At 55.3% G+C, this 23,450-nt stretch carries 8 protein-coding genes and 1 pseudogene; 7 read left to right on the plus strand and 2 right to left on the minus strand.

Translation table 11 applies throughout. The features are described 5' to 3' along the window. Positions 1–121: 121 nt before the first annotated feature. The 6 genes from VGE80_RS02615 to VGE80_RS02640 all read left to right on the plus strand — a co-directional run bounded on the left by VGE80_RS02615 (position 122) and on the right by VGE80_RS02640 (position 10,988). Positions 122–1,780, plus strand: a complete 1,659-nt coding sequence (locus VGE80_RS02615; RefSeq protein ID WP_440591573.1) for an ABC transporter permease — start codon at positions 122–124, stop codon at positions 1,778–1,780. Between the two features lie 22 nt (positions 1,781–1,802). Then, a complete protein-coding gene (locus VGE80_RS02620) occupies positions 1,803–3,575 on the plus strand; it encodes a HEAT repeat domain-containing protein (RefSeq protein WP_440591574.1) in 1,773 nt (590 codons plus the stop codon). 501 nt (positions 3,576–4,076) lie between these two features. Continuing rightward, on the plus strand, positions 4,077–5,189 hold the full coding sequence (locus VGE80_RS02625) for a DUF1559 family PulG-like putative transporter (RefSeq protein WP_373651088.1): 1,113 nt from the start codon (positions 4,077–4,079) through the stop codon (positions 5,187–5,189). A gap of 122 nt (positions 5,190–5,311) precedes the next feature. Then, positions 5,312–5,773 carry a hypothetical protein gene (locus tag VGE80_RS02630; protein ID WP_440591575.1) on the plus strand — a complete coding sequence of 154 codons (462 nt, stop codon included), beginning with the start codon at positions 5,312–5,314 and terminating at the stop codon, positions 5,771–5,773. Positions 5,774–6,479: 706 nt separating this feature from the next. After that, positions 6,480–9,491 carry a PSD1 and planctomycete cytochrome C domain-containing protein gene (locus tag VGE80_RS02635; protein ID WP_440591576.1) on the plus strand — a complete coding sequence of 1,004 codons (3,012 nt, stop codon included), beginning with the start codon at positions 6,480–6,482 and terminating at the stop codon, positions 9,489–9,491. Between the two features lie 9 nt (positions 9,492–9,500). Then, positions 9,501–10,988, plus strand: a complete 1,488-nt coding sequence (locus VGE80_RS02640; RefSeq protein WP_440591577.1) for a DUF1501 domain-containing protein — start codon at positions 9,501–9,503, stop codon at positions 10,986–10,988. A gap of 379 nt (positions 10,989–11,367) precedes the next feature. Here the strand turns inward: VGE80_RS02640 and VGE80_RS02645 are convergent. Then, positions 11,368–11,637: pseudogene (locus tag VGE80_RS02645) on the minus strand (hypothetical protein); the annotation flags it as partial. A 4,973-nt stretch (positions 11,638–16,610) separates the two neighbouring features. Continuing rightward, positions 16,611–21,356, minus strand: a complete 4,746-nt coding sequence (locus tag VGE80_RS02650; RefSeq protein WP_440591578.1) for an AAA domain-containing protein — start codon at positions 21,354–21,356, stop codon at positions 16,611–16,613. A 938-nt stretch (positions 21,357–22,294) separates the two neighbouring features. Between VGE80_RS02650 and VGE80_RS02655 the strand changes: the two genes are divergently transcribed. After that, positions 22,295–22,729 (plus strand): hypothetical protein, encoded by a 435-nt coding sequence (locus VGE80_RS02655; RefSeq protein WP_440591579.1) that lies wholly within the window; start codon positions 22,295–22,297, stop codon positions 22,727–22,729. Positions 22,730–23,450: the final 721 nt, after the last annotated feature.

A 23,450-nucleotide genomic window follows, 5' to 3' on the forward strand; every position in this document is an offset into this window, starting at 1 on the left:
GGAATATGTATCACCCAGTTCCGTGAGCTTCAGACAGATCTCGAAGAGGTCTTCATTTCGTTTACACGCCCCAGGGAAACGAAGGAAGTGAAAGAACCTGCGGTTGCCGGAGCCGGTGTCCATGTTTAGTGCAATCTTGCGGCGAGAACTGCTGACTCCCCTTCGACGTCGACGGATGGTCGTGTTTCAGATCGGGCTGGCAAGTCTGTTCGGGTTGCTAGTGATTCTTCGCTGGCCGACCGACGGTGAGGTTGCCCTCTTCGGAGCGCGCTCGCGCGAGATCTTCCGGCTGTTCGCCTATGGTCTGTTGATGACGCTCCTGTTCCTTTTGCCCGTGTTTCCTGCGACGAGCATCGTCAGTGAAAAGCGGCGAGGGACTTTGGCCTTGCTCCTCAATACTCAGCTCGGTCCCGTCCATATTTTCGCTGGCAAACTCGCAGCTGTCATGGCGATGGCGGGGATGATTCTGGCAATGAGTCTGCCTGCAGCGGGAACTTGCTATTCCATGGGTGGGCTATCTCTCTACGGCGACATCGGTAAGGTCTATAAGCTGCTGATCCTCGTGGCGATTGAGTATGCCGCGATTGGAATGCTGGTCAGCAGCTTTTCGCAATCGGTTGACTCGGCTGTCCGTACGACATACGGGATCGTGCTGGGTACCAGCGTTCTTACGCTGATTCCTCACTATTTTCTGCAGGGGTCCCAGGGGTTACTGGCTGATATCGGAGAATGGTTCTGGTGTATGTCTCCTGTGGCTGCGCTGATGTCGATTACAGGAACGGAAGAGCCCGGCAGTCAGGGGCTGGTCACCAAAATCGATGTGCTCGGACGCTACACCATTTTTTCGCTCACCACTGCGGTCGCTGCCTCTATCTGGACAATTGCACGTCTGAATCATCGCCTGTTTGACGTTTCTCGCGCTGCAGGAACGATGAGCGATGACCTGTCATGGTCCGCCAAACTCTTTCGGCGATTCTTCTTTCTGGTGGACCCGCAGAAGCGAAGCGCAGGGATCCCGTCCTTTGTGAACCCGGTCATGTTCAAGGAGTTTCGTTGCCGTCGGTTCGGTCGACTGCATTGGCTGGTTCGACTGGTCGCGGCATGTGCGACGCTTTCGCTGGGGCTGACCTATGCCACTACGGCGGGAACTTTCGACTGGGGCGTTGAAACGATCGGTGGGATCATGGTCGTGATGCAAGTTGCATTGATTATCCTGGTCGCGCCGAGTTTGTCTGCGGGCCTGATCAGCGTGGAGCGTGAACACGGAGGATGGTTGCTGCTGCAGACGACTCCGATGGCGACTGCACGAATCATCTGGGGTAAGTTGCTGAGTGCCCTGCTCCCCTTGCTGCTGGTGTTGTGCGCGACCGCTCCCGGGTACCTAGTGATGTCGTACATCGAGCCCGGAATGGGACAGCAGGTAAAGCGAGTCATTGTGTGTCTGCTTCTGACGGCAATCTTTGCCATGCTGGTCAGTGCGGCCGTCGGCAGCTTCTTCGTCCGAACCGCGGCTGCGACGGCCACCGCGTATGCTGCGCTGCTGCTCATCTGCGGACTGCCCATGTTGATCTGGATGGGGCGTGACGCGCCGTTCGGGCACCGAACTGTTGAGACTGCTTTGTCATTCAGTTCGATTGCAGCGGCACTGTCAGTCATACGGATGCCCGGATTTCAGAACTACGATCTTGTGCCGATGAATTGGTGGATTCTGGGGATGGGTTCAATTGCCTCGATTCTCATCTTGCTCATCCAGACACACCGTATTTCCCGGCCTCAATGAGTTGTCCAGCGAGAATCTGAGAATGGTCCGTCCTCTTCCAATGCGATCCGCTGCCCACGTCATGACACTCGCTTTTGTCGTGGCGTGTCTGGCGGCGTCCTGCCTTGTGACCTTCGCCCAATCATCGCCGCTCGATGCTCTTCGCGAGAGCGATCCCGCACTTTCCTATCCGGTTGCCCAGTATGCGATGGATCCGGCGCTGAAACAGTTGTGGTTGTCCGCGCTGGACAGTCCCGAAGTTGACATGCAGCGAATGGCTGCCGAGACGATCGCCCGCTCGCAGGAAGTGAACAGCTCGAATCTGGTCGAGGCTGTCCCTTCTCTTGAGCGGATTCTCGAAGCGAAAGCCTCGCACCCTGCTGCGCGCTTTGCCGCGGCGCGGGCACTCATTGTATTGGACTCGCGCGATTCCAGCGGCAAGTTGCTTGAGGCCTCAAAATCTTATGGAAGTGATTTGCGCCTGCTGATTGAGCCCGCGCTGGCTGAATGGGACTACGAGCCCGCTCGAGCCGTCTGGTTGGGGCGACTGTCGGAGCAGGCTTCGCGCCGCCGTGAACTGATCTTGGCAGTTCGCGGCCTGGGCGTCGTCCGAGAGCGGAAGGCGCTCAATCCCTTATTGGAAATCATCAATGACTCTCGTCGCCATCCTGACGAACGATTCGAAGCGGCGACGGCTGTCGGTCAAATCTCTGCAACCGGACTGGAAACGCAGGCAGAGAAACTTGCACGATCACCCGGTACGCCGACGTCGCTCAATCGATTGTGCGCGATCCAGATGCTCTTAACGCACGAAACTGCGGCTGCAGCTCAACTGCTATCGGAATGGGCAAATGATGACGAGCCATTGATCGCTGCGACGGCCATGCGTCGACTCAACGCACTAGATTCGGCACTCATGCTTTCGCTGGCAGAGTCGGCGCTGAAACATCCTGATGCACGAATCCGGAGCGAAGGGATCGAATCCTGTATTATGCATCCGACGACGGATAAGACGGCTGCACTGGGACGGTTACTCGCAGATCCAGACCCAGCGCTCAGGGAGAAGACGCGCGAAGGGCTGCTGCGACTCTCTTCGGTGGCGGAATTGAAGCCCGTCGTTAACGACGTGGTAAAGGGTCACCTCCAAAGTGACGACTGGAAGGGGCAGGAGCAGGCGGCGATCCTGGCGGGCGGGATCGATCTCGAAGAGGTTGCGAATCGTCTCGTCGAGTTATTGGAGTCTCCACGAGTAGAAGTGAAATCGGCGTCGGCCTGGGCTCTGCGAAAAGTCGCCGTAAAAGAAACAATCCCGGCAATTCTGCAAATTGCGAAAAATCAAACCGAATTGCGAAAAAGCGGAGCGGGAACTGTTGTCGATGAACAAGTTGCACATCTGCTTGAAACCCTCGGAGTCTTGAAGGCGACTGAGGCGATTCCGTTGCTCAAGGAATATATTCCCAAGCACTATCCGATGGGGGTTCAATCGCGTAGTGCAGCAATCTGGGCACTCGGAGTGATGCCGCGGGAGGAAGCAGACGCGGAACTTGAAGACGCACTCATGGATCGAATCCTGGATTTCGCAGATCGTCCCCCGGAAATGCCGGAAGTGAAGCAGATGAGTGCGATCAGTCTGGCTCGGATGAAATCGACAAGCCAGGCGGAACGACTTCGCGGACTCGCGGTAAATGTCCCTCTCTCCGTTGAATTAGGAGTCGCCTTGCGGTGGGCCGTAAAGGAACTGACGGGCGAGGAACTTCCTCCTCCCACTCCAGTACCGGTTCCGGCCGAAGATTGGTTTCTTGTACCCCTGCAATGATATCTTTGATCAGTTGCACAAGTTGTTCTCACAGGTGATAACATAGATCATGAGCACACGGGAACGTGTCGAACTTGAAACCTGAAGATCAGGTGAAAGGTAGGCAGGGTGATTCGTCATCCGAGTGCTTCATAAATCACATCGACTGACATATCTGAATTCTGGCTGCAGTATCAAATCAAATATTTTGCGTTCGCAATTCCATGAGTAAGGGCGCGCTCGTCTTCATTACGATTTCTAAAGGTAGGCTGTTCTACTCGTGAATTCCGTGAAGGGAATGTGCGACTTTTCATCGAAAATTGCGAAAATCTTGGTGATCTCTTCGTTAGTTTCCTGTAATTTTCGATGTATATTGATGTCTACCTTCATCTCGTACACCTGTTTCTGGTCGCCACTCATTGAATTCCGTTAGGGGAAGCACGCGCTTTTTCGTCGTGCAAACTCGCATTGATTGCCTTGCCGTGCGAGCGTTTTTTTCTTTTTTGAAGAGGAGTTTTCTAGATGTTATTGTCCACTGAAAGAAGCCGTAGACGGCAGCGGGGATTCACGCTGATTGAATTGCTCGTGGTGATCGCGATCATTGCTGTCTTGATTGCCTTGCTGTTGCCCGCCGTCCAGCAGGCACGTGAAGCGGCACGCCGGACACAATGCCGAAACAACTTGAAGCAGCTTGGTCTGGCATTCCACAACTACGAAAGCACATTCGGTAACTTCCCCGGTGCGCTGTATCTGGTCAGCGAAGCCAGTGGTCCGAGTATCGGCGAAGGCGTCGATGAACAACCTGCCGGCCGTGCCGACTTTAACGTGCACGCCTGGCCTGAATTAGTCCTGCCTTACATTGATCAGACAAACCTCTACAACACGATTAACTTCAGTGTTGCCATGGGATTTGGTTCCGCAACGGGTGGCCCTCCACCAAACTACGCCAAAGGGGGAACCTACTCCGGATCGCAGAACTTTGCTGCGATCGCTGGATCCGTCATTCCATCCTTCATCTGTCCTTCGACTCCTCGTTCGGGCAATTTGCGCCCTGCCTATGTTGATGACTGGCTGTCGGATACGTTCGGCACGCAGATGTACCATGCCGGCGGTGCACTCGATTATGTCGGGATGGCTCCTGGTGGAAACATGAACGACAACCAGGGTGCCCTGGGCAACTTCTACACCGGCGCAGTTCTCGACATCGAAACTGGCGACGGTGGTCCATACAGTTGTGGTGTCAGGATCTCGCAAATTACGGACGGTACCTCCAACACAATGATCTGCGGTGAATCTTCGCGACCAGACGCCAAAGAGTACGCCATGGGTAAAGTCGTCGGTAACCTGACCGATGAAGGTGTGGGACTCATGGGTGATTCGTGGAACGATTGGCAGCACTCAACAGGTCACTTCATGCGAGGAATCGCTCCCGGCAGCAGCAGCGTCGCCGGCCGACCCGGGGGTGACTGCACAATCAACTGTAACAACAAATGGAACTTCTACAGCTTCCATGTTGGTGGGGCACAGTTCCTGATGGCAGACGGCGCCGTCCGCTTCATCAGCCAGAACATTGATCGCCTGACCATGAACCGGGTTTACATCATTGCCGATGGAACCCCTGTAGGCGAGTTCTAAGCCTGATAACCAGGCTGAACGCTCTCGCTGCCTTTTTTCGAAATGACGCCTGGGTTTCAAGTTTTGAAGCCCAGGCTGTCTCTCCTCTACAGATGTTTTTCCTGACAAGGGTTTGGCTGGCAATGGCATTCATTCGTCATACTGCGTTCACGTTGCTGTTCGTCTCTCTTCTGACAGGGTGTGGATCGAACAAGGGGGATATGTCGCCGGAGCGATTGAAGAAGCTTTCCGGCAAATTTGCACTTGAGGCGTTCGTACCTGTCAGTGGAACTGTGATGATTGATGGAGAGCCGCAAGCGGGGGTGAATCTTTACTTGTATGGTTCGCCGCCAGCGACTCCACTCAAGGAGTGCAGGACGGACGATGAGGGGAATTTCTGCTGGTCCACTTACACTGCATGTGATGGACTCGCGCCAGGAAACTATACGCTCGGATTCGAGTATGTCCCGAAAATGAAGAAGAACGACAGTGGCGTCGACTTGTTCAAGGGAAAATACAAGAACCCCGCCAAGAATGAGTACAAGTTGACAGTCGAGGAAGGGGCCCCTCAAACTGACGTGACTTATGAATTGAAGTTGAAGTAGCCCATAGAAACGAAGGGCTCTCCTCGTTTTTACTAATGAAACTGTGTCTCATGCATTGAGACTCTCATGGTTTCTGGCTTTCCGTATCGGTGAGTCGACTTTTACCGTACTCACAGTGGCATGCGGTTAGGAACTTTCTGCCGTGGTACACGCTGCATCACTCTTTAAATGAGTGATGCAGCGTCAGTTCGTTTGTACCGAACTTTAAAATGGTCGAGCCGCGTCATCACCGGGGTTTCGGCCAAATACAGGAGGTCTCTTTCTGGCCAACTGCTCAATTCACCTCTTGCTCACGGCGCTCATTTCCTTCCGGTTGATCAGGACAATACGGCGACTTTGTTCGGATGAACTTTTGAAGACCGTGGTCAACTACGTTGAGCGCTGAGTTGCGGGGGACGAGCGAAGCACATTTCTTCATCGGCGAAGCACGAGTGAGTCGATTGACCGGTCTCCTGACCCCGCAACCGTTTGGCGGCAGCTACGTACCGAAGTGATCTCTCGTTCTCATTCAGGTCTGTACTTCATTTCGTCGCCGTTCTTTGGATGCGAATAGGAAGTGCATTCGGGATGACCCGACATTAAGTCATCCGCCCAGGATTTTCAGTAGGAGGATCCTGCCATTGTGCTGTGCTGCGAAGTATCATGTATCATTGTTTCTGTATTCGATTTCGCTGCATCATCCCTGGTCTCTTTTCTGTGCTGGTCTATGCGTAGTGTATTTCTTTATCTCGTAGTGGCCTTTTGTCAGCTCTGGTCAACTGCACAAGCCGTGGACGGAGCGGAAGAAGCCAAAGAAAACAAAGGTATCTCGACTAGCTACTTATTCGAACGAGATATCCTGCCCATCCTGCAGCAAAAATGCTGTACCTGTCATGGCGAGAAGGTTCAGAAAGCAGAATTGAATCTGAGCTCGCAGTCTGGTGTCGCCCGTGGAAGTTCGAGCGGACCCGTTATTGTGGCAGGCAAACCGGAGGAGAGCCTGCTTTTCGAGGTGGTCCATGACGGATTGATGCCACCGTCGAATTCGACCGAGCCTCTAACTCCAGAAGAGACCGGACGCCTGCAGGAATGGATCGCAGGCGGAGCCCGTTTTTCGCAACCTGACGTCGTTGCTGAACCCGCAATCACAGAGCGGGAAGTCTCTCAGATTATGCTGTTGCGCTGTGCCGTCTGTCACAACGGCCGTGTTAAGGAAGGGGGGCTCGATCTGCGATCGCGCCAGTCGATGCTGTCAGGTGGCAAATCGGGACCCGCGATTAACCTCAAACGACCTTCTGAAAGCCTGATGCTGAAGAAGATTCATGCGGGAGAAATGCCTCCACTGCGTCGGCTGGCCAGTGCATCGGTAAAAGTGATCGAAACAGCCGAGGTTGAAACGGTGGCGAAATGGATTGCGGCGGGGGCACCATTGGCGGCACATCGCACTGAACGGGATCCAGCCGAGATTGAGTCGGAAGTCACTGATGAAGACAAACAGTTCTGGTCATTCAAGTCTCCGGTCGCGCACGATGTTCCGAGATTCGAATCGGAGCACCGTATCCGCAACCCGATCGACGCGTTCGTGCTCGAAAAACTCAAAGGAGTTGGATTAACACTGTCTCCCGATGCAGACCGGAGAACGCTTATCAGGCGAGCGACGTTCGATCTGATCGGGCTTCCTCCCACGCCTGAGGACGTCGAGAGTTTTATCAAGGACCCGGACCCTGCGGCCTACGAGAAGTTGATCGATCGGCTGCTGGAGTCCCGTCACTATGGCGAGCGGTGGGGAAGATACTGGCTCGATCTGGCTGGATACTCGGACTCCGATGGTGTGAATGCGGAAGATCCCATCCGCCACTTTGCTTACCGGTATCGTGATTACGTCATCCGTTCGTTCAACAACGACAAACCGTATGACCGTTTCCTGCTTGAGCAAATCGCCGGGGATGAATTGGTCGACTATGAAAACGCTCCCGACGTCACCGACGAGATCTATGACAATCTCGTTGCAACCGGTTTTCTGCGAATGGCGCCAGACGGAACCTACAACGGGCTGACGAACTTTGTGCCGGATCGTCTGGACGTCATCGCCTCCGAAATTGACGTTCTCACTTCATCGGTCATGGGATTAACCGTGAAGTGTGCCCGTTGCCATTCGCATAAATTCGATCCCATTCCGCATCGCGATTACTACAGTCTGGCCGCGATTCTCAAGGGGGCCCTTGATGAAAACGACTGGCTGCGACCCTCCAAAGCGAATCAGGACTTCCCACTGCGCGGTCTTACCTACGTCCCCTCGGAAGAGAAAGCCGCATGGGAAGCCGAACAGAAGCGTCTGAAGGGGATGATCGAAGCGATTCAAACGCCTCTGGAAGCCAGGCAGCGGGAATTGGTCACCGCTCAACTCGAAAAACATTTGCCTCAACTCCCCGAAATCTTGCATGAAGACCTCCGCGCTGCAGCGCTGGCGCCACGTGACAAGCGGAACGAGGTACAGAAGTATCTCGTCACCAAGTTCGAGAAGCTGCTCAAGATCGACATGGACAGTCTTGAGGAACTGGATCCCGCATTCAAAGAGCTGGCACGAGATTCCTTCAAGCAGATCAAGAGACTTAAGTCGGAACTGAACCCGAATGAACCGTTCATTCACGCCTTATGGGACCGAGGCCAACCAACTCCAACGTACATTCTGCGGCGTGGAAACTACCTTTCGCCAGGAAAGGCAGTTGATCCAGGCGTTCCCACAGTGCTCGCCGATGCGGTCGCGCCGTACTCCGTCATCCCTCCCTGGGAGGATTCCCGGAAGACCGGCCGACGTCTGGCGTTCGCGCGGTGGCTGGTTGACCCGCGACATCCGTTGACGGCCCGCGTGATGACAAACCGGATCTGGAAACATCATTTTCAACATGGAATCGTGAAGAGTCTCGATAACTTCGGGCGGGCTGGGCAGGTTCCAACGCATCCCGAACTACTGGATTGGCTTTCGATTCAATTCGTCGAACGAGGCTGGAGTATCAAAGCGATTCACCGGCTGATCATGACCTCAAGCACTTACCGGCAATCGTCCGAGATCACTGAAGAGCATGCAAACAGGGACCTTGATAACCGTCTGCTATCGCGGTACCCGCTCAGGAGGTTAGAAGCCGAGGTCCTGCGTGATTCGCTGCTGTTCGTTTCAGGCAAGCTGGATCCGACACAGTTCGGGCCGGCAGAACGGGTAGAACGACGCGATGATGGACTCGTCACGTCTGTCGGGTCTGAGAAAGGATGGCGACGAAGTATCTACGTCCTGCAGCGGCGATCGCAGTCGTCAACGATTCTGGAAGATTTCGACTTGCCTCAGATGGCTCCCAATTGCGTCGAGCGAACTGTTGCCACCGTCGCACCACAGGCCTTGCACTTGCTCAACAATAAGATGGTGCATGACTGGTCACGAGCAATGGCGGAACGAATTATCCAGGATGTCGGCACCGATCGAACTTCTCAGATTCAGCGCGCCTTCGCTCTCGCGGTCGGACGGCAACCCGATGCTGCGGAACTGGAACTGGTCACGCAGTCCTTTGACGAACTTTCCGCAAAGTGGCACGCGACCCTGCCGGAACCCCCCGCTTCACCGGCCGGGAACAGCGTTTCGCTCGAGCAGGCCGCTCATGAGGCGACGGCAGAACTGGGCGTACAGACCCTGACGAATCTGTGTCATGCACTGATGAATTCCGCAGAATTCATGTATGTCGACTGAGGAATTCCCATGTTTGATTCCAGACAATTCCAATCCATCCTTCATCAACTGATGGGTCGCCGACAATTCTTTGAGAACATCGGTTCGGGCATATACGGCGCTGCCCTGGCGTCGATGTTGTGTCGCGATGCCTACGGTGAAATCGAGGCGGATTCCACAACGTCCCAGGGTTCCAGGCAAACGTTTGACCTTGCGCCGCGGCGGCCGAATTTTGAGCCTAAGGCCAAAGCTGTCATTCACCTCTTCATGAATGGTGGTCCCAGTCAGATGGACCTGTTCGATCCCAAGCCAGAGCTGGATCGCCGACATGGCCAATCCTACTTCGAGAAGATTGCCGGTGAGGTCGAATCGCCCGGCTCGGGTGGTGCGCTGATGCGGACCCCGTTCAAGTTTGCTCAGCATGGCCAAAGTGGAATGTGGGTATCGAATGCGATGCCGCACTTTGCGAAGTGCGTGGATGATGTCGCCATGATCCGCTCCATGCACACAGTCAATCTCACTCACGAACCGGCTCTGTATCACATTCACAGTGGCAGGACGATTCCGGGGCAGCCGTCGCTTGGTTCGTGGGTCACCTATGGACTCGGTTCCGAGTCCGCTAACTTGCCTGCCTATGTCGTGCTCGATGATCCCCTGGGACTTCCGGTCAACGGCACGCAAAGCTGGGCATCGGGTTATCTGCCCCCGATTTATCAGGGAACTCGTTTCAAAGCGACGGGAACACCCGTTCTGAATCTCGACAGGGAGTTTGATGAGCCCGACGAAGTCACGAATGCAGAGAGAAGCCTCATCGGACGACTCGATCGCCTGCACCGCAGTCGACGCCCCGGACAAGCACAACTTGACGCTCGAATCGCTAGTTACGAACTCGCGGCTCGGATGCAGTTGATGGCTCCGGAAGCACTGGATCTTTCTCAGGAGACCCAGCAAACGCTTGAGGCATACGGCATCGGAGACAAGATCACTGATTCTTATGGTCGGCGATGTTTGATTGCACGCCGACTGGTGGAACGCGGCGTTCGATTTGTCCAGCTCTATATCGACTCACAGATCTGGGACACACACGATCATCTGCAAACTGAACTTCAGAAGGCCTGTGACCGTACTGATAAACCTGTCGCAGCACTCCTGAATGATTTGAAAGCGCGAGGGCTGTTTGACAGCGTTCTTGTCCTGTGGGGAGGCGAATTTGGACGATTGCCGATCGCACAGCTACGCGGAGGAGACGAGTCAGTGACGTCGGGACGCGATCACAACAAGAACGCGTTCACCTGCTGGATGGCGGGGGCCGGAATCAAAGCCGGAACCGTTCATGGCTCCACCGATGAAATCGGTCTGATGGCCGTTGAAGATCGTGTCAGCGTTTCAGACTGGCATGCAACAATCCTGCATCTTCTGGGCCTGCACTACAGTGACCTTTACTACGAACGTAATGGTCTCAAAGAGAAGCTGACAGGGGTCGACCAGGCACGGGTTATTAAAGAGATTCTTGCCTGACATGCACTTCTACGTCCGTTCCTTTCCCACTATCCGATCTGAGACGCAGTCGAGTACACGAGCGGGGTGTCCTCTCGATTGGCGATAAAGCCTTGTCACTTGGCTCATCCTTTGTAGACCCCTGATCAAGGGAGCTGGGGATTCGCCTCTCCGGTTCAATCCGATCGAGGACCGAGGCCAATTTCAACGGGCTTTCCACCAACGAAAAAACCGCCGCAATCCAGCCCGGTCGGATTGCGGCGGCCGAGGACTTGCGACAGAGCCTCGGAAGTTTTCGTTGATCAGACTTACAGGCGAAGGGATGCTTACGACGGTCGCTGATCTTTATCGAGTGCCCGATCGATGTGGTTAAGACATCGATCGGGCGAGTTCACCGTGACTAGTTGCGTGGGATTCCCAGCAGCTCTTCTTCTTCTTCCTGGATGATGATTCGTGGAGTCACCATCAGCATCAGACTTTCGGTTTCGCGGCCCACACCACTGTTCTTGAACAGACGGTTCACATAAGGAATCTTGTTCAAGATTGGAACACCGGCCATTTTGCGGCCTTCCTTCAGTCGTTTGACACCACCCAACAGGACGCTTCCGCCGTCCGGTACGCTGACCGTTGTCTGCACAGTGATGGTTTCGATGACGGGCTGTTGAACTGTGATCGCTCCGGCACCACCACCCTGCTGGCCCTGTTGTCCTTGCTGACCTTGCTGGCCTCCTTGCTGACCCTGTTGGCCACCGCCGAAACCACCCTGGCCACCACCACCGAATCCACCCTGCTGGGTGAACAGTGTCTGCATGATCTGCATGCTTCCCAATCCACCACCGATACCGAACTGGCCACCGCCGAATCCGCCTTGACCACCTTGCTGGCCGCCGCCGCCGAATCCACCCTGGCCACCCTGCTGACCTCCCTGACCCTGTTGGCCACCGCCACCACCACCACCGACAGCGGTGAAGGTGAAGACGTCAGTGATACTGCGGAAGATCGGGAGCAGAGTCAGTCGGACGAATCGTCGGTCAGCCGAGACCACAGGCGTTGCTGTCAGGGTGATCCCTTCAGGAACGTTGGTAATGATTGGAGTGTAACCGACTGCGGCAAAACCGACGGTTGGAACCAGACTTGTCACGAACGGGCGAGTCCGGTTGTCACTGACAGTTGCGGGAATCCCGTTGAAGGTCGTCACTTTCGGAGCAAACAACAGGTTCGATCGTTCATCACCTTGAGCAGCCGAGATGAAGAAGAATGCTTCCAGGTCACTCAGAATCGCGATACCTGTCTGAACACCCGCGGTTGGGTTGTATCCACCGAACGAGGGGATCCCCACGTCGAACGAACCCTGCTGGAACGGAATGGTCAAGTCGTTGGTGAACTGCGTCGGCGACTGGAGACCGACGATCGTGTTACTCGCTGGGTTGTTGATCAAGCTACGCATTGGGCTTGGATCGAACAGTCCCTGCGAAACCACGCCACCCTGTTGTCCTTGTTGTCCCTGCTGACCTTGTTGTCCCTGTTGACCACCCTGGCCCTGCTGACCTCCTTGCTGACCACCCTGGCCCTGCTGTCCACCCTGACCTTGAATTCCGAACAGGTTCTGGCCTGCCTGCGGAGTCATAATGCTACCGAAGGGCAGGATTGGCAGCAGCGAGTTGTCGGTCTTGGCATAACCCACGGTTGGCTTGATGTTGAAGTCGAAGTCGACCCCGATTCGTTCGAAGAATCGATCGGACACGGTGACGAAGCGGACTTCAATTGTCACTTGCAGGTCTTGCAGGCGACGCAACTGGCTGAGCAAGTCAGCAATTTCTTCGTGGACCTTCTGAGTCTGTCGGATGACGAGGCTCAACGTGGTTTCGAATGGTTGGACGCGTGCCTGACCACCGGACTGCTCCCAGGTATCTGGCGAGATCGTCGAGGTAATCAGATTGGTCAGTTCGGTGAAGTCCGTGTTACGTCGCGATGCGTTCAGACGTGAATCGGCTTCGTTGGGGATGTTGAATCCACCCAGTCCGCCGCCGTTAGGTCCGACCTGTGCGAATGCCTGGCCAGTCATCCCTGGAGTCAGATAAGCCTGGCTGCCGAATCCCTGACCGGGACCTGGCACACCACCAATTCGGGGTGCTGCCCCTGACGAATCAGTGCCGAAGCTGGGGATTGCGACCACGAGGTCGGCCACGTTGTATGTGGCGTTGATCAGTTCACCCCGTTGACGAACGTGGTTGGTGATCTTCAAAACTTCGTTGTCGACCATGTAGCCCAACTGATATCGCTGGAGAATCAGGTTAAGAGCACTCTTGACCGTGATCCCTTCGACATCGATCGACACCGCGGTGTTTGAGCTGACTCCTTCTTCTTCAAGGCCGGCTTCGTCAAACACGATGTTGATGTCAGCCACAGCCTTGATCTTGCGAATGACTTCGACAAGCGGAGTGTTTTCTTCGTGCAGCGAGATTCGCTTCTGAAGGCTCTTCTCGATGTGAATTTCTTCTTCGGACTTGATGCGGTTATCCGTGCCGAACTTTCGCTTCTTGGCGTTGTCCCAGATTTTCTTGTCGAAGGACATTGGGTTGTCGTCGGACAGGCTGTGAATCAGCCCTCGTTCGACGTCGTTGTTCGTCAGCAACCGGGTATCCGCTTTGTCGCTCTTGATGTCTTCGTTGATCTTGTTCTGCATCGCGAGCTGACCCTTGATGACCATCGTGACGACAGCCGGATCTTTCGGGTTCAGTTCTTTGGCTTTCTTGGCAACGACAACGGCTTCTGCAAACCGCTGCTGCTTGTAGAGCTCGTTATACTCTTCAACGAGTTGAACCAGCTCCTGATCGATACGGACAGCGTTGCTGATTTCCTTTTCGATCTGTTCCTTCACTCGCTTGTTCTCGGCACGCAGTTCGATATTCGGTGCCTGCTGTTCGATCTCGGTGCGAAGGCTGGATCGAGTCCGGTTGAGTTGCTTCAGCAAAGGTGCTGCCGCTTCGGTCGACAGTTCTGCACTTTCCACTTTGGCCAGGGTCTGATCGACCAGTTCCAGAGCCTTCTCTGGCTCGCTGGACTTCAGGCGTTCGGCCTTGAAGACCGTGTTCAGGACTTCTGCCCGGACGCGTTCAAACTTGACGAGTTGCTCTTGCTGAGCAGCGTCCATCGGCGTGGACTCTGCAAACGATTCCGATTCATCGCTGGCGGCCTGGATCTCGCTCTGGTTGCCGCGTGGAGCAAGGTCGCGGAGATAGTCGTTCATCCGTTGCGTGCGGATAGGATCAAGACGTTCGCCCGAGTCATAGGCGGCTTTGAAGGCCTGGTAAGCCAGGTTCCGCTTGCCTTTCTTCAATTCTGCCATGCCGCGGTTGTACATTTCGCTGGCGGACAGACCGGTGGTCTTCACTTCAGCAACTTCTTCTTCCTCGGCGAATTCCGTGTTGCTGGCACTGACCAACTGGCCACGCTTACCGGTTTGAGCGAATGGGTTGTCGTCATCGGCTGCCGCTTCGACCGCGTTGGCGGTGGTGACACCACCAGCGGACTTGCCACCTTTGGCGTTCATCGCCTTGTTGAGGTCCGCGAGCAACAGTTCAGGACTGTCTGCATTGACTGGAAGAGCGACCTGAAGCGACTGAACTTCGACGGCCTTCTTGTGTGCTTCTTCGAGGCGTCCTTCTTTCATCAGCTTGCGAGCATCTCGCAACAGCTTGACGGCGTGTGACTGCTTTGCGAGGTCTTCTTCCCTGGCACCTTCACCCGCTTGAGCGGTCTCTTCAGCGTCCATGGCAGAGAATTTGTCGCGACCTTTACGGGAGATGTTCTCGGCGGCACGACGAGCGGCAATATCGTTCATCACGATATCGGGCATGTCATCGAACAGCTTGTAGACAACGTTCAGCTTTTCAGCCTGCTCGGCCTTGGCCTGAGCCGCGTCCAGGTTTCCTGCCTGCAGTTCTTTACGAGCTTCTTCGATCAGCTTCATGGCCTGCTGCTTCTTGGCAGCCGACGGACCATCGGTTGCACCCGCGAATTCATCGTCACTGCTCGCCGCTGCCGATTTTGCTCCGGCGTTACGGGTCATGGTGACGGTGTTCATGCGGCGATCGAGTTCGGCAAGTAGCACTGCGGGACGATCTTCGGTGATATCGAACGAGACGTTCAGATCATTCGCTTCAATGGCCTTTCGGCGAGCGGCTTCCAGGCGACCGGCTTTCAGTTCGGCACGAGCCTGAGCGACCAGCTTGGCCGCGCGATCTTTGAGAGAGTCGGAGTGACCGGCGTTCTGAACTTTAGAGGAAGCCCCACCGAAGTCATCGCTATCCCCTTCGGAAGAGAGCTGCATGATGTCCGAGGGAACGGCATTACGGGCAGCAGTGCGAACTGCACCACCGACTTCGTTCGAAGCCCAGTCAGCAGCGGCATCAGCCATTCCGCCCGCTTTCGCGGCAACGTCTTTCTTGGTTGAACCAAGTTTGGCCAGGAAATCGCTTGGGGATACCTGATCTTTGCCGAACTTCAGCTTGGCTGATTTAGCGAGTTTGTTCGCGAGTGTTGCCAGCTTGGTTGCTTCGGCGACTTCACCCAGCTTATGTGCGGCTTTCGCCTGAATCATAAGTTGTTCAACGCGGTCCCGTGCTTCGTTGTCGGCTCCGTTCGAGGCTTGGGCCGGATCGGAATCCCATGGGTCGGACTGCCCTCGGATGACCGCTCCGTTTTCGTTCTGACCGGAGGGGTTTGTCCTGTCGGCAACGCCCTGCACTTTGAGACGTGCCCGGTTCAGACAGTCTTCCGTCTGGCGTCGTTCGTTTGCCGACAGACCAGTCGTCGACTGTGAAGCTTCTTCCAGATGTGGAAGGGCTTCCAGGTAGCGACCGCGAAGATACAGTTCCCTGCCACGCTTGTAGTGAGCTCGCGGCGTCAGCTTCGACTGAGCTGCTCCGCGATCCTCGCCACCTTTCAATTTGGTGGTCTCAACGTGCTGAAGGTTGGTCAAGCGCATGGCAGCGATGACCAACATAGTGCATCCGATCAGTCCGATGATCCTACCCAAGATAACTTCCTCCTCCGGGTCTGGCATTGACGAAGCGCGTCAAACTTTTACCGACAACTGGTTGAGCCGCGGGCGAAAAGCGACCCGGCCGTTTCACTTGACAAAAATGGATTGGCGGACGCCGATCGACACGATGCGACGTCACGATTGAAGGACCGAAAATTTGAGGTCCAGGATTTGGACCTTTGAAAGGCGGCGATTAATAGTCCATCTTGGCGAAATGGGTCAATACGATTCCGTTGTGCACTGCCGTAGATTCAAACCGATTTCCCTGCTATTCATTCGATACCGGCAGAGTTCGCCGGGGGATTGTGACGACCTATTAACGAGTGCCGTCGCGTTGAATCGTTGACTGTCATTTCCCCTTTTGCGCCAAGAGGAGTTTTCATCGAATTTCAGGGAGGTGAAATCTCCCGGCTTAGGGTTCTGATGTCCGTTCAAGACCGTCCGCCAGCCACTGCCGGTACCAGCCGGTATTGGGCGATGCGTTCGCTTGGCAGGCTGCTCCGCCTCTCATCAACATGAGCCCCAGTCCCGCTGCTGCAGACAACACTGTAACTACGTAGTGATTTCGAGATCGTTGACTGAGTTCCCAAAGCGTGTCATTCGACAGGAATGGATTCGGGATCCTCATCGGTCTCGGCGAGATCATCTGCTTCCGCCAGAATTTTGTTGAACTCACCCACGGGATCCCGGAAGAACTCAGGCGTCCAGCAGCGCCGCAACTGCCACCCCTGCCCTTCCAAAATTTGGGTACGGAACAATTCCCACTCCACGGGATCGTCCGCCTGTGTAAACCGGGTCACATCGAAAATGATCCCGAGTGTTCGGTCTTCGCGGCGTGAAGGATGATGGAATGCGACATCGATACAGAATCCATCATTCCCCCGATACAGGTCGCTGCCGATCCTGTTTCGCCTGGCGGCCAGGCCGGCAAACGCGCGTGCAAACCGTGATGGCGTCTGTGTCGGGCTTTCGACAATGAGCCCCGTCGGCGAGTCATTGTCTGAGGGCGATTCGCGCCAGCGGTTGTAGTCTTCACTCAAACGCTCTGCAAAGGCCAGATACGCGAACAATAACCATCCCCCGCCCGGTTGCTGACCAGCGGGAACGGGGGGCAAACTGCGATAAAGCTCCACGGGAATCGACGTGACAAGATGGACTTCTTCTCGGGCTCGCGTAATCAGCACGTTCAAACGCCGGCCTCCTCCTGCCTGGCCTAATGGACCAAAGCGGCGGTAGAAGCGGCCTTGAGAATCGACGCCGTACGTGGTGCTGATAATCATGTGGTCACGTTCGTCACCTTGTACGTTCTCGAGGTTCTTGACGAACAGCCCTTCAAACGTCCCCTGCCCCGAACGACTGCGGGCTGCGGCAAGACGACGAGCAAAGTCCTCGTCTTTCACCGCGAGTTCATCCAACCGTTCCAGAATCAGGTCTCGTTGCGTCAGGTTGAAGCAGGCGATACCGATTGAGGGAGGTTCAGACCGCCGCAACAAGTCCTCTACAATCTGACAGACTCGATCCGCCTCGGCCGAGTTGGCCCGGTCCTCAAAAACGCCGTTTACCTGGTAGAGAGTGATAGGAGCGAACCGGACTCTGTTTCGGGGATGCCCCGGAATGACCTGGAGTCGTGAACTGTAGAACTGGTCATTGCTGAACTGCACCAGATCCGCATTGCGCGAACGGTAATGCACGTCGAGATAGCACTCCTGCAGATTGAGAGAGAGTGCTGCGGAGAGCAGGTCCTCAACTTCACTTTGATGCGATTCGAATAGTTCCTGTTCGGTCTCGCCGAGGCTTTGATCACTGGAGGTCACGGTCGATTCGAAGAAGCGGGAGGGAGGCAACTGTTTAGGATCGCCTGCAATCACGACGCGTCGGGCACGTGTTAAGACAGGGAGTGCTTCTTCCAGACGACACTGGGAGGCCTCATCGAAGATCACCACATCGAACAGTGGTTCTCGAGGAAAGATCTGCGCGACCGTTTCGGGACTCACCATCCATACCGGACAGAGATCAAACAGCGGGTCTCCACCGGGAAGCTGTTGTCCGGTGGTAATGACTTGGCGCAGTCGCATGGCTCGTTCACCACGAGTGGTGAGGCGTCGACGCAGGTCCGCCCCCGCACTATTCAGCCGTGTGCCGGTCATCGCGAGCAATTTCTGACGCTGCCGCTGAGTCCAATAGTCAAGGATGACGTCCCGTACGATCGCCTGCTTCTTCTGCTGCAGGGCAATCACGTCGGTGCTGAGTTTGTCGAAGCCTGGCCCGTCCATCTGCAGGAGCGCAGGGTTGGCCGCAAGCCACGCGGAAATCTCGGCTGCGAGCACCTTTTGCCGAATCGACGACATGATCCTTTCGAACGGTCCCGTGCGCTCAATAACCTCTTCTGTTATCCGTTTTAGCCCTGCAGGCAGTTGCTGAAGTGACTCGAGAATTCGCAGCACATCTGCCAACTGATCAACCGACGACTCCAGTTGTCGCAGTTCGTCGACGACCGAATCGGGACCACATACTCGTTCAAAGAAGCCATTCAGCCAGTCAGTGGAGAACAGCCTTGATGCGACAAGCTCATCCCGCAGTTCTTCGAGCGAATCTGCGATTTCGGATGATGTCACCAGGGACTCAATCCAGTCTTCATTGCCATCATTCAGCGATTGTCTAGCGCCTTGCTTCAGCTCGTCCGACAGCGGTCCATTCTCCAGTTCCAGCAGTATTTGAAGCAACTGACAGAGCTGATCCCAGTCCTCTGTCAAAGTGTCTGCTTCCACTTTCCGTGGTGGCTTTGCGGGTGAAACCTCATTCAAACAGGTGGCCACCGTGTTCCGGGCGTTCATTTGCGTCAGAAAGCTGTGGACGCGGGTTGCATTCGGGGGACTGAGGGGCAATCCGAACTCCCGCAAGATCGTGCTTGCTCGGGTGCGACTTCGAAATGCGAACCAACCGTACCACCGTGTGCATGTTGTAAGGTAGCGGCCCAGATCGACGGTCCAGTGCAACTGTTGTGAAATGGGAATTGAAGTCGAGCGAATCAAATTGAGGAACTGGGCATCGAGCAGACCCGAGCGTGTCACTTCGACCTCGGGCTCGATCTGTAGCAGTCGATCAAGGGATCGTTGGAGAGTCGACTTGGAACTTTTCGCCCAGCGTCCTCGAAGACCGCCGTCAGTGGAGTCGACGCAGCGACGCATCCGCGCAGCCAGTTCTCGTCGGAGATGCGCCTGTTCATGAAAGCTAGGGCCGGGCTTGGATTTTATTTTTCCTCCGGAAATTGTCCCGCCATCGTCCCCTGCTTCGCTGCTTGATGGGGAGATCCAGCCGAGTGGATCGAGCGACGGGATTCCACCGGTTTTCGCATCGTCAACGGTCAACGCACAATCGAGAATGACTTTAAGATCCTCACGAATCTGATCCTGGGGAGTTTGCAGAAGCTCCGTCAGTGTGATTCCAGCGGGGCGCCGCCAGGGATGGTTCGAAAAGTCGATACTGCTCGCACGACTGACCAGATCACGAATGACCGTTTCGTGCGACTCATACAGGCTCAATGTGACCGCTTCTATAGACGCGACGGAGCCGCGTCTTCGTGGGCGAGTTCGCCCACGCTCGGATCTTAATGTGTCGGGAGAAGGTCGATTGGCTGAGGGGGCGGATTGGGGTTCAGTTGCTGACGAGTTGAAATTGGCCGTTTCGAGTGTCGGAGCGATCGCTTCGAGCCAGTCTCCCATGCGTTCGTGGAAGGACGTTGCACGTTCGGGATCCCTGTCCATTGTCAGACGCCACGCCTCCCACAACTGATCAAGGCCCTTCTGGACTTGGGCATCGAGCGAATCCAGACGTGCTTGTGCCATTCCGTCACGGCTGTTTTCTGTGAGGGACTCCAGTCGTTTGCGGATGCTGTTAAACAGAATCCGCTGATCATGCTGGGGATCGTGAATCAACGAGCAGAGAGAGCCCAGTCCCAGGTGCTCCAGTCGGCTGGCGACGACGTCGAGAGCCGTTCGCTTGTCGCACACCAGAAGAACGCGTTCCCCGCGGACAAGGTGGTCACCGATGATATTAGTGATTGTCTGACTTTTTCCGGTGCCTGGCGGACCGTGAATGATCAACTCGGAACAGTCTCGCGCAAGACGCACGGCTTTCGACTGGAACGGATCCGCTGCGGAAATCAGCCGATTGGCGGCAGCGGGAACTGCGGTCCGGGAGCGCCGTAATAAGTCCGGCGAAACATCGTCATCCAGACTGGTGAGGTCTGGATCGAGTTTCAGAAAGCTTTGCAGGGGACCGGCGAAGGTGCTCTGTTCGACCATGGCCTGCATATCGCGTAGCAGTCCCTGCTTATTCATTGGGAACAGGCCGAGTACCGCAGCGAGGACGATCTCGGCGCGAGAATTTTCGTCGTCAGATCTTGGGGCCTCGCACAGGTTCTCCAGCGAGGCTGCGCTGAGTGGTGATTCGGGAAGTTGCAGCAATCGGGTGACACGGCTGACCAGAGAGTTGAGTTCCTCCCAGAGTTCCTGCGACGTTGTTGTGTGGCTGGAACCGATCTCCTGTTGCAGGGATGAAGTCTTCACGGAGTCGACTTCCCCTGTTTCCGATGCAGAAGATGGGGGGGACGCGAGAAGCTCGTTCTGGGACGTGTTCTCGCCGTTGTCCGCGAGCAGCGACTGTCCGGACTGGCGTTCCAGCCATGCGAAGAGAGCCTCATTGGGGACCAGTGCGTCAGCGCCGTCGTTACGTCCTTCGATCGAGATGACGGGTTGAAATCCCGCCCGGACTTCCAGCGAAACGGAGATAAAGGCGATGGGCGCCAGTAGTCGTTTTCCCCCACTGCTGAACGATTTGACATTGCCCGCTGCGGAAGGGGGGACACTCAGCAAAGGGAACCCCACGTGCAGCACGTGGACTCCCGTGTCCTGCTCGTAGGCACGGGCGTCTTCCGCAAGCCCCCTCAGCTTTGTCAGCAGGCTCTGCTGGCTGGACCACTCGTCCTGAGAGTTCAGTGAGTCAGTTGGAACGGGGGGAAGCTGTCCCATCTCTTCCGGGCTGGGGTCCTGTTCGAGCTTCCGCTTTGCATCCGACCGGGATCGCGATTTGCCCCGTCCGTCACTGGACTTGCCCGGTTTAGAGGGAGGTTCGATCTGCGGGCGGAGTTGAATTGAGGGCTTGGCGGTGAACAATTTCCCGAGCGCCTCTGCGGGCGACAGATCCTTGAGGCGTGCGAACTGCGTCCAGTCGACTCGTTGCCGGCTGGAATGGGGGCGGCAGTTGAGGTTGGGACCACTCGTCAATCCGGCGAACAGCCGATCGAGCATTTTCAGCAGGATTGCATTCTTGACCCCAGCCATGTCGAGGCATCCATTCCAAAAGTTCTCGTTGAAACCGTCGCACTGGTGAGCAGAACGCAGTACTCCGCTGACCAGGGAAGAATTGAACGGTCCACTCACCAAATTCGCAAGTGCGCGTCCTGACTTCTCGATCGCAATGAGTTATTGAGAGCAACCAAGCCCAAGCCTGATCCCGAATCGATCGTCGACGGCGAGTTCCGCTCTCTCGGAGAGGAAAGCAGCGAACAGTTCTGATTAAGGCCCATCACGATCACTTATCTTGGATGAGCATCTTGGTTGGGCATCTTGGTTGGGCGTTTCCATGAAGCCCGACATCAAAATGCTCCCTTCAAGATGCGTTCACGCCAACCAGCGAGCCTCGCGGGAAGGAAAAGTCGGCGGCGTTGCGATCTGCTGGCCAGCCTGGCCAGTCTACTGAAAATACATAAACCGTTTCTGCTATAGAACATGGGCCTGGCCGCCGGCTGGCCAGGAGTTGGCCAGTTGGCCAACCAAATCAGTCGACCCTCGTCCGTTGAACGACTGTGACGACGATGAGTTTATGTTTTAAGACAACCATCAAATCCCGATGCTCCACCAGTTAAACCATCCCTTTCAGCTCCATCATCCTTCGATCGATGTTGTCGAAGAATTTCGGAAGCAAGTAGTGTCAGCAACCCCCCGCAATCCAGCGAGCCCAAACACCCAATCGTTTGGAAAGCGGCCCAAACAGAGGGCACCAGTCACCATTCCTGACCCGTCAAGGCGTGAAGAAACCAATTGATCTGTAAAATGGATACGAAACGCGTAATGCCCAGAGGGACACTGCTTTTTGGGGGTACAATGACTGAACATGAGAGCTTGGTTTGCACTGCTCCAGCGCCACGAGATCGCGTTTGCAACGAGCGGCGTGATGGAAGACCCCGTAGAGACTAACTTTATGAATAGAGGTAAGTAAAATGCGCAACGCAATTACGGTATCTTGGCTATGCTTGGCGATCTTTCAGATCGCAGGCTGCGGGAAAATTCCATTGATATCCGAAAATCGAAAGAACTTCCCCCCTTGGGAAAAGTGTCCTGAGCAAGGCGGGCTTCGCTATGTTGAAAAGTTTGTGAAAGATCCTGGGCACGACCCTATGTACCTTGCCCTAATGTATTATGAGTCGGATACAGACCTAGAACTAGTCGCAAATACATTTGGTTTGATTCACAGCTCGCTTGACAAGGAACCAGAGTCGTATGCGAAGAATCTGGCGCCGAAACTTTCATGGTTTCCTTTAAAGAATGCTAAGACTCTTTATGTTTTCCCTGAAAGTTTTGGGGAAGGCTACTCATCGAATCTGTGGGTCGACCCAGACAGCAAAATGATGCTACTTGAACGGACTTGGTGGTAACCCCGGATAGATGGAGAAAGGAGACGGGGGGGACGAGGACACGCCCATGGGGACACTGCTTTTTCTGGCTAAGAGCCGAACACCGGATGCTATCCGTCTGATACGGTCAGGATTACGACCGTTGGCACGTCAACGGATGCCGGGCGCACTCTAGAAACTGGTGGCTGCCTACGTGTTGTTACGGTTCCAGTTCACGCTCGCCTGCCCCGAGTCATAAGCAGCGCAAGCACTTCAGCGACCGCTAAAAACGATCGCTTCAAATCGAGAACGTCGTGGCGCAACTACTCCTGCGTCAGGAGAAAACTTCGCGTGTTTCGCGGCGGACGTAGTGACGGTGCTGCCGATACGACTGCGCGTCAGCTCGATCGTCTGCGGGCGACCGGCGACGTTGTAGAACAGTTTGCCGCAACGAAATATGCTGTGTCCCTGTTGGCTTCTCAATAATTACTCCGAACGATCTCTCTTACGCTCTTTAAAATAAGAAGTATTTAGCATGACCAGATCTACCCTTGTGAGATCAATTCACTCTCCTTGCAACGTTGAGTCTTGCCGTGTTCTTCGCATAGCCCTACGCAAGTTGAGGTCTCACATTCGATACTTACTCCTCTGCACGACCAACAAGAGGCTAACGCAATTCCATTTGCTGTTGACGATCTACTGTATCGCTCATCTCTGTACCATGAGTTCAGTTTGCATTTCTCAAGAAGTACAAGCAAGCCCA

This window comes from Schlesneria sp., from assembly GCF_036405755.1.
Taxonomy (GTDB): domain Bacteria; phylum Planctomycetota; class Planctomycetia; order Planctomycetales; family Planctomycetaceae; genus Schlesneria; species Schlesneria sphaerica.